The organism is Pseudomonas sp. S06B 330, from assembly GCF_002845275.2.
Classification (GTDB): Bacteria; Pseudomonadota; Gammaproteobacteria; order Pseudomonadales; family Pseudomonadaceae; genus Aquipseudomonas.
On record NZ_CP088149.1, the window covers coordinates 2,621,706 to 2,636,056 of the forward strand.

Annotated in this window: 12 protein-coding genes; 3 read left to right on the forward strand and 9 right to left on the reverse strand. The window is 60.4% G+C overall.

What is annotated here, in order from left to right; genetic code table 11:
* Positions 1-111: 111 nt before the first annotated feature.
* A complete protein-coding gene (locus tag CX511_RS11750; RefSeq protein ID WP_045179828.1) occupies positions 112-1,608 on the forward strand; it encodes a sensor histidine kinase in 1,497 nt (498 codons plus the stop codon).
* The gene (locus CX511_RS11755; protein WP_045179830.1) at positions 1,577-3,004 is read left to right on the forward strand and encodes a sigma-54-dependent transcriptional regulator; all 1,428 of its coding nucleotides are present in this window, start codon (positions 1,577-1,579) and stop codon (positions 3,002-3,004) included. Before CX511_RS11750 ends, CX511_RS11755 begins: the two co-directional genes overlap by 32 nt.
* A 5-nt stretch (positions 3,005-3,009) precedes the next feature.
* Here CX511_RS11755 and CX511_RS11760 read toward each other — a convergent pair whose 3' ends face one another.
* The 4 genes from CX511_RS11760 to CX511_RS11775 all read right to left on the reverse strand — a co-directional run bounded on the left by CX511_RS11760 (position 3,010) and on the right by CX511_RS11775 (position 6,892).
* The gene (locus CX511_RS11760) at positions 3,010-3,315 is read right to left on the reverse strand and encodes a hypothetical protein (RefSeq protein ID WP_101293323.1); all 306 of its coding nucleotides are present in this window, start codon (positions 3,313-3,315) and stop codon (positions 3,010-3,012) included.
* A 98-nt stretch (positions 3,316-3,413) separates the two neighbouring features.
* Entirely contained in the window at positions 3,414-4,607 is a 1,194-nt protein-coding gene (locus CX511_RS11765; RefSeq protein ID WP_045179834.1) for a DUF8534 domain-containing protein, read from the reverse strand.
* A gap of 89 nt (positions 4,608-4,696) precedes the next feature.
* Positions 4,697-5,164, reverse strand: a complete 468-nt coding sequence (locus CX511_RS11770; RefSeq protein ID WP_045179836.1) for a VOC family protein — start codon at positions 5,162-5,164, stop codon at positions 4,697-4,699.
* Between the two features lie 108 nt (positions 5,165-5,272).
* Complete coding sequence (locus CX511_RS11775) at positions 5,273-6,892, reverse strand: NADP-dependent glyceraldehyde-3-phosphate dehydrogenase (protein WP_045179838.1); 1,620 nt, start codon at positions 6,890-6,892, stop codon at positions 5,273-5,275.
* A gap of 139 nt (positions 6,893-7,031) precedes the next feature.
* Between CX511_RS11775 and CX511_RS11780 the strand changes: the two genes are divergently transcribed.
* The gene (locus CX511_RS11780; RefSeq protein ID WP_101293322.1) at positions 7,032-9,272 is read left to right on the forward strand and encodes a putative bifunctional diguanylate cyclase/phosphodiesterase; all 2,241 of its coding nucleotides are present in this window, start codon (positions 7,032-7,034) and stop codon (positions 9,270-9,272) included.
* Positions 9,273-9,317: 45 nt separating this feature from the next.
* Here the strand turns inward: CX511_RS11780 and CX511_RS11785 are convergent, their stop codons facing one another.
* The 5 genes from CX511_RS11785 to CX511_RS11805 form a co-directional block, all read right to left on the reverse strand.
* Positions 9,318-10,106 carry a ChbG/HpnK family deacetylase gene (locus CX511_RS11785; RefSeq protein ID WP_101293352.1) on the reverse strand — a complete coding sequence of 263 codons (789 nt, stop codon included), beginning with the start codon at positions 10,104-10,106 and terminating at the stop codon, positions 9,318-9,320.
* Positions 10,078-11,250, reverse strand: a complete 1,173-nt coding sequence (locus CX511_RS11790) for a GNAT family N-acetyltransferase (RefSeq protein ID WP_045179844.1) — start codon at positions 11,248-11,250, stop codon at positions 10,078-10,080. The genes CX511_RS11785 and CX511_RS11790 overlap by 29 nt, the downstream gene beginning before the upstream one ends.
* 4 nt (positions 11,251-11,254) lie before the next feature.
* Complete coding sequence (locus CX511_RS11795) at positions 11,255-11,944, reverse strand: GNAT family N-acetyltransferase (protein ID WP_045179846.1); 690 nt, start codon at positions 11,942-11,944, stop codon at positions 11,255-11,257.
* Between the two features lie 94 nt (positions 11,945-12,038).
* Positions 12,039-13,343, reverse strand: a complete 1,305-nt coding sequence (locus CX511_RS11800; protein ID WP_045179848.1) for an oligosaccharide flippase family protein — start codon at positions 13,341-13,343, stop codon at positions 12,039-12,041.
* Complete coding sequence (locus tag CX511_RS11805; protein WP_101293321.1) at positions 13,340-14,350, reverse strand: polysaccharide deacetylase family protein; 1,011 nt, start codon at positions 14,348-14,350, stop codon at positions 13,340-13,342. Before CX511_RS11805 ends, CX511_RS11800 begins: the two co-directional genes overlap by 4 nt.
* Between the last annotated feature and the right edge of the window lies 1 nt (position 14,351).

The window sequence follows — 14,351 nt, forward strand, 5'->3', positions numbered from 1 at the left end:
GTAGAGGCAAAATACTATTAGTGGGCGACTGGCCATTAGTATTGTTGTGCAACGCCGTAACCTGGCTGGGCTATAAGTTGTAAGAAAAAAACAGCCCGCAAGGAACGACCGATGCAGGTGCTGAACAAGAAAGTGGCCGATGAGGGCCAACCCACCCCGGCTTCCTCCGAGCGGACCTTGCGCGAGTTCAACTTGCTGCGTTGGTTCTCGCTGGTCAGTCTATTGATCATTGCTTCGGTGGCGGTGGGCCTTGGCTATGTCTCAACGCAATTTGTGGTTAACGACAGCGTCGAGCGCGATGCCATGCTCACCGCTCAGTTCATCCAGGCGATGGCCAAAGCTGAGGTACGCCATTCGCGGATTCCGCCCGGTACGACGATGGCGCAGTTGCTCGACCCACGCATGGATCACCAGCATCCAGGCGTCAGCGCTGACCTGGCGGCATCCACCCGGATCGAGTTCCTCGACCACGTCGAGCACCTGCCCGACACGTTGTTGACCAATGTCTATGCCCATGACCGGACCATTGTCTGGTCGACCAATCCGCAATTGATCGGGCAAAAGATCGAGGGTGATGACGACCTCGACGAATCGTTCAATTCGCAAGTGCCGGTCTCGGCCAGTTACCACAAGGCCGATGAAGACCGCGAAGAACAGAAGTTCCAGCGTGCGCCGCAGTACCTGTTCATCGAGAACTACATTCCGATGTTCGATGAGAGTGGCAGCAAGGTGCTGTCGATGGTCGAGGTCTACAAGGAGCCTCAGGACCTGATACGGCGGATTCAGCGGGGCTACGTACTGATCTGGACCTCGACGTTGCTCGGTGGTGCGCTGATCTATTTCGGCCTGTTCTGGATTGTGCGCCGCGCCGCGAGCCTGTTGCACACCCAGCAGACCAGGCTGGTGGCCAGTGAAACCTTTGTCGCGCTGGGTGAGATGTCCTCGGCCGTGGCCCATAGCCTGCGCAACCCGTTGGCAACCATTCGCTCCAGCGCCGAACTGGCCCAGGAAATTGCCAGTGACCGATCACAGAAAAACATCGGTGACATCATCAATCAGGTCGACCGTATGTCGCGTTGGGTGAGGGAGTTGCTGGTGTCATTGCGGCCGTTGAAGGACGATGCCGAAGCTGTTGACCTGATTGCAGCCATTGAAGACACCTGCAGCGCCTTCGCCCAGCAAACTGAACGCAACAAGGTGCAATTGCAGGTCAGCACGCCACCGACGGCGTTGGTGGTGAGTCAGCCGGTGCTGCTTACACAGATCCTCAACAGCCTGTTCTCCAATGCGCTCGAAGCGATGCCCGGCGGCGGCCGGTTGACCTTGGAGGTGCTGGAGCTGCCAGCTGAAGGCAAGATCCAGCTAACCTTGAGTGATACCGGCAAGGGCATGAGCCAGCAGCAAGAGCGCATGGTCTTCAAACCTTTTTTCACGACCAAGCAGGGCGGCCTGGGTGTTGGCCTGGTGTTGGTCAAACGAATAATGGAGCGTTTCGGCGGCGCGGTCAGCCTGACCAGCCGCGAAGAGGAAGGAACCCGCGTTTGCCTGATATTCAATGTTGCAGCGGGAGGGGACCATGGAGCACAGCATCCTGGTGGTGGAGGATGATGAAATCCTCGCGGAAAATATTCAGACCTATCTGGAACGTAAAGGCTTCGAGGTCACCGTCTGCCATAGCGCCGAGCAAGCACTGGAGCAACTGCAACAGTGTCAACCCGATGCGGTTTTGACGGACAACTCACTGCCAGGCATGAACGGCCATGAGCTGATCAAGGCGTTGGCGGTGCGGGCGCCGGAGCTCAAGGTGATCATGATGACCGGCTACGGCAACGTCGAAGACGCCGTGCTGGCAATGAAGGAGGGCGCCTTTCACTATCTGACTAAACCGGTGGTGCTGGCTGAACTCAAGCTAATGCTCGACAAGGCCTTGGCGACGGAGCGCATGGAGCGGACATTGTCGTTCTATCAGGAGCGTGAAGCGCAGAAATCCGGTGGCCAGTCGTTGATTGGCGAGTCGCCGGCCATGCTTGGGCTCAAACACACGCTCAAGCAGCTGCTGGATGCTGAGCAGCGTATGTCCAGCGGGGATCTACCGCCGGTGCTGGTAGAGGGCGAGACGGGCACAGGCAAGGAATTGGTCGCCCGTGCCTTGCATTTTGACGGTGCGCGCAGCAAAGGGCCGTTTATTGAGTTCAACTGCGCGTCGATCCCGGCCAATCTGCTGGAGGCCGAGCTGTTTGGCCATGAGAAAGGCGCATTCACCGACGCCAAAGACCGGCGAGTAGGCCTGGTGGAGGCTGCCGATGGTGGCACGCTGTTCCTCGACGAGATCGGCGAGATGGACCTGCTGTTGCAGGCCAAGTTGCTGAAACTGCTCGAAGACCGCACGATTCGGCGTATTGGCGCGGTGAAGGAGCGCAAGGTTGATTTGCGCATCATCAGTGCCACTAACTGCAACCTTGAGCAGATGGTGCAACAGGGCAAGTTTCGCCGTGACCTGTTCTTTCGCCTGCGCATTATTTCGATCAAGGTTCCCAGGTTGTATGCCCGTGGGGAAGATATTCTGCTGCTGGCCCGGCACTTTCTGGCGCTACATGGCAAACGCTATGGCAAATCGCACCTTTACTTCAGTCCCGAAGCGGAGGAGTTGCTGCTCAATTACAGTTGGCCCGGTAACGTCCGCGAACTGCGTAACATGCTTGAACAGACGGTGTTGCTGGCGCCTACCGAGGAGATTGCTCCGCATCAGCTCAATGTGTGCATGAGCCTGGTGGATGAACCGTTTGAAATGCCGACGCCGGTGTTCCATGAGAGTCATGGCAATGGCGAGACGCCAATGTCTACCAGCCTGCCGGAAGTGGAGCGGGATATGGTGCGCAAAATGCTTGACCGGACCGACTGGAATGTCACCAAGTCGGCCCGGCTGTTGGGCTTGAGCCGGGATATGTTGCGTTACCGTATCGAAAAGTTGGGGTTGACGCGACCGGACAAGCGCCAGTGGTAGGGGTATCAGTTGCTGTCAGCGTTACCCTCACCTTCGCTACCGGTTTGTGGTCTTGTCCCTTCCATGGGGTCCTGGCGAGTTCCATCGGTGTCGGCACCGCCCTGGCGACCGCTGTCATTGCCCTGGGTCCGAGGGTCGCTGCCGTCAGGAAGGGTGGGGGGTGTAGGGTTGGTACCCGTGTTGGCCCCGGGCAAAGCGGGTGTTGCTGGGGCTGTATCGGGATTGGGATTGGTCGGGCCGGTGCTGCCGGCCAGGGCCTGGGTGCCGAGAAAGGCAGAGAAGAGCAGGGCGACGAAGGCTGGGCGGGTCATGGTTAAACTCCTTTTTCATGAGGATTCCTGACGTTGGGCCTTCGGCGTTGCCTCGGGTGCGATGTAGACGACCAGCGGTGTTTCGGCGCCTGGCTATGCTATTCACGGCCACGCATGAAGAAGCCTGCTACATACTTGCGAAAGGTCTCCAGGCTCTTGAAGTCGGCGTAGCGTTTGAAGGTTTCGCCTTCCGGCTCAGGCCCTAGCGGTTGCTCCGTCAGCGATACCGACAGGACCCGGTCCTGGTCGGAGCTGAGCACCAGCGCGTCCATGCCTTGGCCGCCAATGACCGGGCGGCGCATGATAACCCGCACACCTTTGCTGGCCATCCAGTCGATTACCGAAATAAGCATTTTCAGTGGCTCGCGCTCTTCGTCGCGGTACACCGGGAACAGCTGCCCGCGTGACAGCACTGGAACGCTGGCAACATGAATCAATTCGTAGAAGTGGCTGCCCGCACTGGCCGGCGAGTAGATGGCCAGGGCCAGCAGTGGCCCCGGTGTCTTGCTCCCCCCCCAGAGCAAGTGATGGCCCTGGAAGTCGAAACCGTCGTCGCTGCGTTCGTTATAGACCTTGCGTGCCTTGATCTGGCTGACGCAGTCGAGCAACAAACCATAGCGACGGTGATTGCCGAAAGCACTGGAGTCTCGCAACCGCGCCTTGAGCATCATCATGTGCTTCATGTCCAGGCGGGTTTCCAGGTAGTTGCTGGCCGGTACTCGTTCGATCAAGGGGTAACGGCTGGCAACGCTGCGCAATTGGGCAAACTGGCCGGTCAGGTCCATTTTCAAGTGCGAGGCGTAGACGTTCAAACCACCGGCTTCAATCAGGGTCAGCAGCAAAGACAGCAGACGATGCTGTTCACGTTTGTCGCCGCTGTCGCTACTGTCACCCGTGCTGCCAGGGGCGGCGCGACGAAAATCACCGATCAGGCGCAAGGGTGTATCCGGGGGGAGCCAGGCTGCCGGCAGAATCTCGGGCTCCTCGGCACGGCTGGCTTCGCGCTCTTCTTTGATGAAGGCACAGTCAGGCGCGTGATCGGCGGTGCCAGGGTTGTTCTTGAGAAACAGGGTCCCGGTATTGCCATTGAGGTTGACGTTGAGAATCGGCATCGCCCGTGGCTGGCAATCGCAGGCCAGCCAGTGGCCGGCCGCGCGGATCTTGAGCAGCAGTTGGTTGGCCTGCAGCAAACGTGGACCGGCCAGGTCACCCTGGACAAAACGGCTCAGTAGCTCATCTTCGGCAGGCGTTAGGGTGCGCACCAGCGCAGTGTTTTTTTCGATGATTCGCATTGACTGTCCTGGCCAGCTCTTCCTTTGCCTGCCACCTTAATGCAAAGCCCGGCTGGCGGCCATGGTCGGCAAACCGGGCTGCACCAGGGCTACTGCCCGCCAAACAGCTTGGCGGCGCGGGCGCGGATTTCTTCCACCGAGACGTCCTCAACATGGGACGAGACGAACCAGAGATTGCCGAACGGGTCTTTCAAGGTGCCGCTGCGGTCACCGTAGAATTGATTTTCTACGGCCCTTACCTGAGTGGCCCCGGCCTTGATGGCCTGGGCGAAGCGCGCATCAACATCATCGACATACAGGTGCAGGCCGATCGCGGCGCCACTGAGCGATTGACTGCTGACCAGGCCACCGTCCATGTCGCACGGGTCTGCGAGCATCAGCGACGAATCGCCGATTTTCAGTTCAGCATGGCCCACACGCCCATCGGGGCTGTCGAGGCGGAACATTACTACCGCACCGAACGCAGCCGTGTAGAAGTCGATGGCCTTGGCGGCATCTTTGATACCCAGGTAGGGGGTGATGGTGTGTTGCCCTTCGGGGATTGGTTTGACGGCCATTTTATAGATCCTCCTTAGCGCGCCGCAGGATAGAGGGCGCGAAACTGTATATTTGTACAGTTTCGGCCATTGGGCAAATCAAAATCGGCGGCGCAGGACAAACGGCAGTCAGAAAATGTAATCAGTGGTCAAAAAGCTCGAGTCACGGTTGCGGATGATCTCGCTGATCAGTTGCTTGTTGCTCTCCTGAAATTTGGTCGCCACCAAGGTGCGGATCGAGAACACCCGCAGGGCATCGTGTACCGACAGGGTGCCTTCAGCGGAGTTCTTGCGGCCGTTGAACGGGTAGGTGTCCGGGCCACGTTGGCACTGGGCGTTGAGATTGATCCGCCCGACCTGGTTGGCGAAAGTGTCGACCAGGCGCCCGACCTCAGCCGGGTTGGTGCCGAAGATACTCAGTTGCTGGCCGAAGTCAGAGTCAAGCACGTAGTCAATCACGCTCTGCAGGTCGCGGTATGGCACCACGGGCACCACCGGGCCGAACTGTTCTTCTTGATAAACACGCATCTGCGCACTGACCGGGTAGAGTAGGGCGGGGTAAAAGAACGAACCTCGGCTGACACCGCCGCCTTCGTTGATGACACGAGCGCCTTTTTCCACTGCATCGGCAACCAGGCCGTTCAGGTAGTCGATCTTGCCCGCTTCAGGGAGTGGCGTCAGGCTCACGCCGGGCTCCCAGGGCATGCCCGGTTTCAGCGCAGCCAGTTTGCGCTGGAATTTATCGAGAAAGCTGTTCACCACGTCTTCATGCACGAAGAGGATTTTCAGCGCCGTGCAGCGTTGACCGTTGAACGACAAGGCCCCGGTGACGGCTTCATTGACGGCGTTATCCAGGTCCACCTCGGGCAGCACGATCCCCGGGTTTTTCGCATCCAGGCCCAGGGCCGCGCGAAGACGGTGTGGGCGTGGGTGGAGTTTTTTCAGGTCGCTGGCCGCTTTGTTGGTGCCGATAAAGGCGAACACGTCGATCTTGCCACTGGCCATCAGCGCGCTGACGGTCTCGCGGCCGCGACCATAGATGACGTTGATCACCCCGGCGGGGAAGCTGTCGCGGAAGGCTTCGAGCAGTGGCCGGATCAGCAACACACCAAACTTGGCCGGTTTGAACACCACGGTGTTGCCCATGATCAGTGCCGGGATCAGGGTGGTGAATGTCTCGTTCAACGGGTAGTTGTAGGGGCCCATGCACAACGCCACGCCCAACGGAGCGCGACGGATCTGACCCAGGGTGTCTTGCTCGAGCTCAAAACGGCTGGAGCGGCGATCAAGTTCCTTGAGGGCATTAATGGTGTCGACGATGTAGTCGCAGGTACGGTCGAACTCTTTCTCAGAATCCTTGAGGTTCTTGCCGATTTCCCACATCAGCAGTTTGACCACCGCATCGCGTTGCTCACGCATCTTGCCCAAAAAGGTCTCGACATGCTGGATCCGCTCGGCCACGCGCAGGGTCGGCCAAGTGCCGCGGCCCTTGTCGTAAGCGTGAACAGCGGCATCCAGCGCGGTGAGGGCGGTGTCGGCATCGAGCAGTGGCGTATTGCCGAGGATCACTTGCTGCTCGGTATCACCGGTCTTGAGCCATACCGGGCTGCGCACCGTCGCCAGCGGGCCATCCCAGCGTTGCAACTGGCCGTTGACCAGGTACTCGCGTTGCACCAGCGGCTCACCTAGACGGTAGGCCTCGGGGATCTCGTTGGCGGTGGGAAACAGCGAATCGAGCAGACGGTCCATGGGCGCAGCACCTCTTTTTCTGTAATGGGTGAAACGTTTCAGTCCGAGCATAACGCCAGCTCGCTAAAAAAAGCCAGCGCCCCTCAACATTGCGCCGATAGCGCCGATAAAGCAGTAATCCGATGTGAATTACGGACCTATGAGCACAAGAACCCTTGCCCTTGATGACAAACTGGTCCTGCCCAAAGCCCTTGGCACTACCCTCAATCGCTTGTTGCCCATTGGCTTTGCGCTGATTGGCATCAGCCTGTCGGTGGCGCTCGGCCGCCTGGATGTGCAGCGCCAGGAAAGCGAACTGGTAGCGAACGCTGGGGCGCGTCTATCCGGGGTGCGAGCCGCCCTTGAAGCACAATTGCGCTCGGCGTTCGGCGAAACCGAAGGCATTGCCCAGTTACTCAGTGCTGACGGTGACATCAGCCCCGAGCATTTTCATGACATGGCCCGTCAGGCGATTGCCTCAGTGCCGCATATTCGGCATATCTCCGTGGCACCCGGTGATGTGGTTGCCGATGTCTACCCGCTCAAGGGCAACGAGAGCATCGTCGGCGTCGACTATCGTCACCTGCCGGATCAGTACCCCATGTTGCAACGTGCCCGTGACCACTACAGCCCTGTGCTGGCCGGTCCCGTGCAGATGTACCAGGGCGGGCGAGGACTGATCTATCGACGGCCAGTGTTTCTCAAGGGCCACAAGGGCGTGAAACTGTATTGGGGCAATGTCTCGATCGTCGCCGATATCGACCACTTGCTTAGCGCAGCGGGCCTGGACCTGGACCCCGGTTTTGAGCTAGCGCTGCGCGGTGCTGATGGTCAGGGCTCCGCGGGTGGGATGATCTGGGGCGATCCGACACTGTTTGACAAGCACGCCGTGACGGTCAATGTCGACGTACCGGGCGGGCTCTGGCAATTGGCCGCGAGCCCGCTGGGTGGCTGGCCGTCAATGAGTCTGTTCGCCTCGCCCTTGTTCCTGTTTGCCCTGACCTGTACCGGGTTATTCAGTGTATTCGTCGCCCAGCTCAATCGCAGCAACCACCTGATCAACCTGCGCAACCGCGAACTCAAGCAGTCACAGGCGCAACTGGAGCGCCTGGCACATTACGACGCCATTACTGGCTTGCCGAACCGACTGTTGTTCAATCAACGCTTGCAAGCGGCCATCAATCGCGACGAACGTCTGGCGGTGTTGGTGCTGGATATTGACGGCTTCAAGCAGGTCAATGACAGCCTTGGGCATGCGATGGGTGACCTCTTGCTGCAACAGGCTACTGCGCGTTTCGTGCAGATGCTCGATGGCCAGGACAGTCTCTGCCGCTTGGGGGGGGACGAGTTCGCCTTTTTGCTTATGGGCGCTGAGCAAGCCTGTATCGAGCGGGTTCAGGGGTTGCTGCAAACCTTGCAATTGCCGTTTGATCTCAAAGGCAACGCCGCGTTGGTCACCGGCAGTATCGGTCTGGCCTGGTACCCTGAACATGGCCAGTCCAGCGATCGTCTGCTGCGCCATGCCGACACCGCCATGTACGCCGCCAAAGAGAGTGGGCGCAATGCCTGGCGCCTGTATCACCCGGACATGACCCAGCGCCTGCAAGAGCGCCTGTGTCTGGAGCGCAACCTGCGTCGTGCACTGAAAAACAATGAATTCGAGCTCTGGTACCAACCCAAGATCGACCTGTTCAGTGGCCGTGTCGAAGGGGCCGAAGCGCTGTTGCGTTGGCGCGATCCTGAGTATGGCCTGGTGTCGCCGGCGCAGTTCATTCCATTGGCCGAACGCACGGGGTTGATTATTCCCCTCGGTGAAAAGGTGTTGGAGCTAGCGTGCGAGCAACTGGCTGCCTGGCGTGCGAGCGACTGCCTGCCTGGTCCGCTGGCGATCAATGTCGCGGCCTTGCAAATTGAACGTAGTGACTATGTTGCCAGCCTGACGCGCACCCTCAAACGCTACGACCTTGCGCCCACGCTGCTGGAGGTGGAAATCACCGAAAGCCTGCTGATGGAAAGCCAGCAGCAGGCCTGCGCGGTGCTCGCGCAGCTACAGGCGATGGGGGTCGTGACCGCCGTGGATGACTTCGGTACGGGTTACTCATCGCTGGCTTACCTTAAGTCGCTACCCATCGACCACCTGAAAATTGATCGTGCGTTCATCAAGGACTTGCCCGCCGATGACGACGCAGTGGCCATCACCCGGGCGATCATCGACCTGGGCCATGCCCTCGGTTTTCGCATCACTGCCGAAGGTATCGAGACCCAGGCACAGTACGATTTTTTGCGTAATGCCGGCTGCGATCAGGGCCAGGGTTTTCTGATGGGGCGACCGATGCCCGCGCAGATGCTCCAGGATTGGCTGAAGGCGCACCACGAGCGGCGTAGCCTGCTCAACGGTTAGCCTCGGTAGCGGTTACAGTCTGTGGTGCTGTTGCCTAGCGTGTTTTTATGTGTAATCGGCTGACACCACTGCATTTCCCAGCACCGCATACCCTACCCGCGGTACCCCCGACAAACGCTGGTCGACCAGTGTTTTGAGCGACTCTCCCGTACCCAAGTAAGCATCACCAAAATCGTGCCCACCCAAGGCGCTGGGATGGGCAACGATTTCCAGCACGCCATGTTCCGGCGCCAGCCCTGCACGCAAATCGGCAGGCGTGCAGACGAAGTCGGCGGTGGCCCCGGCAAGTTGTCGAATGCGGCGGTTCAGCAGGGCCTTGAACAGGCGTTTGGCGGGCCCTATGTTGTGCCCAAGATTGCGCGCCAACCGTACCGGAACGCCTTCACGGGCCGCGAAGCGGGCGACGATTTCACCCACTGGCCAGATGTTATGCACGTGCTGGTGCGAGTCCAGATGGCTGGGCATCAGCCCCTGACTTAGGCACTGCTGCCACTGCGCCTGCAACTCTTGTTCAACCGCCTCGCGTTCACCCGGGCTCAGGCGCAGGGTCCGGCGTTTCAGGCGCAGGTCGAACTCACCGTGGGGGGCGCAAAAGCGTGGTTGTGTGGCAATGGCTTCACTCAACGGTCGACCAAAGGTGAGGTTGAAGTGCAAACCGATTCGCCCGCGCAAGGCCGGCTGCTGGGCGAGCACGCAGGCGGCTTTGAACGCGGGCATGTTGGCCATGGCCGTGGCTGAGCTGATCAACCCGGCCTGGAAGGCATGGAGGATCACCGCGTTGGTATGGACACTGAGGCCAAAATCGTCAGCGTTGACTATGACCTGTGAGGGCATCGCCGTTCTCCTGTTTGGCAAGGGGGGTGGCAATGGTTGCCGTGGGCGTTTGACGCAAGCGTTGCAACTGCGGTTTGAAGCGTTGCCACAATCGCAAGCCCAGGCCCAACGCGATACCGCTAGGACGCCAGCTGTAGTAGCTCAGACGATGCTGCTCACACAGGTCACTCATGCGTTCGTGCAGTTGATGGCTTGAGTTCTCCAAACTCACCCGTGAGGCATCGACCCAGTCCCAGCCATCGTCCAGGCCCCAATGTATCCATTCCTCAAGCAACACCCGGCCACTGCCAAGGTCGGCGTAGGCGGGTACGAAGGCCAGGTTGTAGTCGTAGATCCGCCCGCGCTCGAACACACCCAGACGGTAGCTGAGGCAGCGTCCGTTCAATTCCAGCAAGACCATGCGCACCAACCCTTGAGCGGCCAGGGCGGTAAACGCCTGATACATCCATTGACGCCGGGAGGGGCCGCAGAAGATGCCGACCTCGTCGTTGCCTTTCCAGCTCTGTTCCTCAACGTCGGCAACTGCGTCGAGCAGCGTGGTGATCGACTTGGCGTCGGGGATCACTCGCCGCACCTGGGCGCCGCAGGCGGCAATGCGCTTGCGTGCGCGGCGCAGCTTGTAGCGTGGATCGCCGCTGATTTCCTGGCGGTCCTGCTCAACGATGCGGTGTACCGGTACCCGACAGCTCAGGCGTTGTTCATGGGTCGAGCTGCGCCGTGCCCAGGCGCCCAGCACCGGGCGCGGTGCAAGCGCATCAACCACTTCATTGAGTTGCAACACCGCATGGGGTAGGTGCCGTCGTATCTCTCGCAGCACCTGTTTCGCCGCGCCCGTGGGCAGGTCGGCGAGCAGGGCGATACGGTCACTCATCGGATAGCCCAGGTGGCGTACCACCTGCACCGTTAGTGGGCCATAGCGTTCGCGGCCACGAATCAACGGCAAGCACAGACACAGCCGCCCCTGATGATGGCCGACCAGCACCTGCAGTTGCTGCTCGGTAGGCAACGCCGCCTCGGCGGCGTGCAGCCAGCCAAGGTGGTTGAAGGGCGTGCTGGCGGGCAAGCGCTGGCGCAGTTGCTCGTAGGCGTCGGCGGGAAAGTCGGCGGCGCGCAGCGAGGGGTACCAGTTCAAGTCCATTTGCATAGGCTCAGGTCGCCGTAACAGTAGTGGGACTGGGGGCCGGCTTGCGCAGGGCCTCCAGGCGTGAGCCGCTGTAGCGGCTTTCGCGGAAGAACTTCCAGCGGCCGAACAGGCAGTACACGTTCATTATTCGGCCTTGTTCCTTGTAACCCATGCGCAGGTGCAGCTTGAGCGCTGGGATGTTGTGACTTTCACAAACATCCACCACGGTGTCACAGCCTTGCGCGGCCATGGCTTTCCAAAGCTCCAATTGCAGGTCTACTGAAAGCTCCGTGCCCCAGTACTTGCGGGTCAGTTCGCCGCCGAACTCGAAGAATTGCCCTGGCTCTACCGGAAACCAGCAACCGTAAAAATGTCGATCGTGGTAGTGACGCAGGCTGCCCCAGATAAACGCCACGGTATCGCCGGCATCGTCAAGAAACATCAGCCCGGTATGACCTTCAGCGGCCAATTCGCGCATGGTGTCGACGCGGTCGCCGAAATAGCGCGCGAAGGCCCCGGCGTTGAGTACTGTAATACGCTCAACCCGCAGCGGTGGGTAAGGTTTGAGGTTATGCGGTGGCACGGGGCTGACCAGGTCTCGCTCCATCCACAACAATTCCCAGTGATAGAACAGGTAGCGTTTAACGCCAGCGTTGAGGGTATTGCGCAGTCCTTTGCGCTTGATGCGGTCCTGGATCTTGCTCAAAGCACTCATGGTGCCTCCTGTTTTTGGCAGGTGAGGTGCGCTCTTGTGAAACGCTCCAGGTCAAGGCAGGCAGTGTCTGCCCTGGCGGTTGAAAAGGGGGCGCTCATGCGGGCCTCCGTTGCAGCATCTGGCGCAGTGGGGCGAAGTCGCTGGGCAGCACCAGCAAGGTCTGCCACAGCGGTACGCGGCTGAGCTTGCAGTAGAGCACCAGCATCGCCACTGTCACCGCCAGGTAGGCGATGGACGAGGCCATGGCGGCACCGACAATGCCGTAGGCCGGAATCAGCACGATATTGAGCACAAGGTTCAGCGCCGCACCCACACCCATCATCAGTGACACCGTGCCGGGGCGGTTCTTACCCAGCAGGTCAAGGCGCAGGATGCTGGCATAGCACAGGCCGAACAGCCCTGGCAGCAACGCCAGCAACGCTGGATAAGCGGGTTGGTACTCGGCGCCAAACAAGGTAACGATCAACCATTCACCGATCAGCGCCATGCTCAGGCAGGCGCCGAGCATGACCGTCGCGGTCAGGCGCAGGGCCAGCGGAGTGATCTTGTCCATGCCGGCATCCTGCTGCAGCAGGCGCTTCATCAAAGGCGTGGTGACGGCTTCTGGGACGATCAGCAGCAATTCGGCGGCGGCGCTGGCCATGGCGTAATGCCCCAGCGCGGTACTGCCGAGCATGGCGCTGATGAACAGATAGTCCGAGCGCAGGATCACCTGCTGGAACAACACGTCAGGGTGGCTCTTGGCGCTGTAGCTGAGTAGCTCGCGCTGACCGCTGCGGTCCCAGCACAGGCGGATAGAATGCTGGCGTCCGAGCCAGAACAAGCCGAGTACAACCACCAGGCTGATGCCCAGCAACCAACTGATCAGCGCCGCTTCCAGCGCCGCGTTGTGCCACATCCAGAACAACCCGAGAAACAGCAGCAGTGGTGCCAGCGATTCGCTCAGGCGCAGGGCGTTGAAGGCGCCTACGCCACCGGTGGCGTTGTGCAGGGTCAGCAAGCCGCTTTTGAGCACTGTCAGCGGCACCGCCAACAACAGCAACCAGGCCAGCAGGCCCAATTGCGTGGTCACTTCCAGTTCGTTACCGAATGCTCGGGCCAGGGCCACGCAGAGCAGGGTCAACAACCCGGCCACCAGGCAACCGAAGATCAGCACTTGAGTGAGCAGCAGGCCCATGGAGCGTTGCTTGGCGGCTTGATAGCCGACGGCGGTGTTCAAGCCACCACTGGTGGCGGCACTGATCAGGTCGGGCAAGGTGCTGAGCAGGGCGAACAGGCCCCGTTCGCTAGGTCCGAGGATGCGCGCCAAGAGGACGTTACGCAAAAGCCGCAGAGCGATCATCGCCAAGCGCGTACCCATGCTCAGTAATAGGTGACGCATATAGTGGCTACGGCTCATGAGCGGCCCCCACGGCTGATGCGCCAGGCCAGCAGTGACGGCCGACTGGCGTTGCGCTGGCTGACGCCGATACGCGGCAGCGCCAGTGGGTCGTCATGGCCCTGGCAAATGCCGGCGCGGGTGCTCAGGGCATAAGGGTAACGATGGGCGGCGAGGCGTTCGCGTACCCGTGCGTCATGGTCACCATTGGGATAGCAGTAAACCGGCAGCGGCTGCTTGCAGCCTTGTTGAAGGGCGAAGTGGCTGCGGCTCAGCTCTTCTTCCAGGCGCTGATCATCAAGACCTGGCAACAATGCATGGCTGGCGCCATGTGGGCCGAAACTGATCAACCCGGAATTCTCCAGTTGGTGCACCTGATGCCAGTCCAGAGCCTGTGGCATGGACTCCAGCGGGCAGGCGTCGGTCAGCAGATGCAGAGCCTGCGGGCTGAGGGTCTTGAGGCTTTGCAGGTACTTGGCCAGGGCCTGGCTGCGAGCATGCGGCCGTTCGTTCATGAAATAGGCAGCGGGCAGTGGCCGCCCCATTTTGCGCAGTTGCTCAATCAGGGCTCGACGGGGCGTTTCGCCATGGCTGCCCCAGAGGGTTTCACCCAGGCTCTCCCACCAGAATCGCTGACGGCTGCCAATGAAATCAGTGGACAGGAAGATGCTCGCGGGCACCTGGTACTGTTGCAGCAGCGGGAAGGCATGCACGGCGTTGTCGCGCCAGCCGTCATCGAAGGTCAGGGCCACCTTGGGACGGCTGCTGCCTCTGGGGTGCTGGTGACTGCTGAGCAGGTCCATCAGGTGTACGCAGTCAAAATGCCGTTGCAACCAGCGCAGCAGGCGCTCGAAGGCCTCGGGGCCGACACACAGTTCATTGCGATGGGGCAGGGCGGCACTGCTGTCGTCAGCCAGCACCCGGTGCAGCATGAGGATTACCCCGGCGCCACGCAATTGGCTGCGGCCCTTGGGAGAGTTGAGGTACAGCCAACCGCTGGCACGCTTGAGACTGGTCTTGATCGGCATG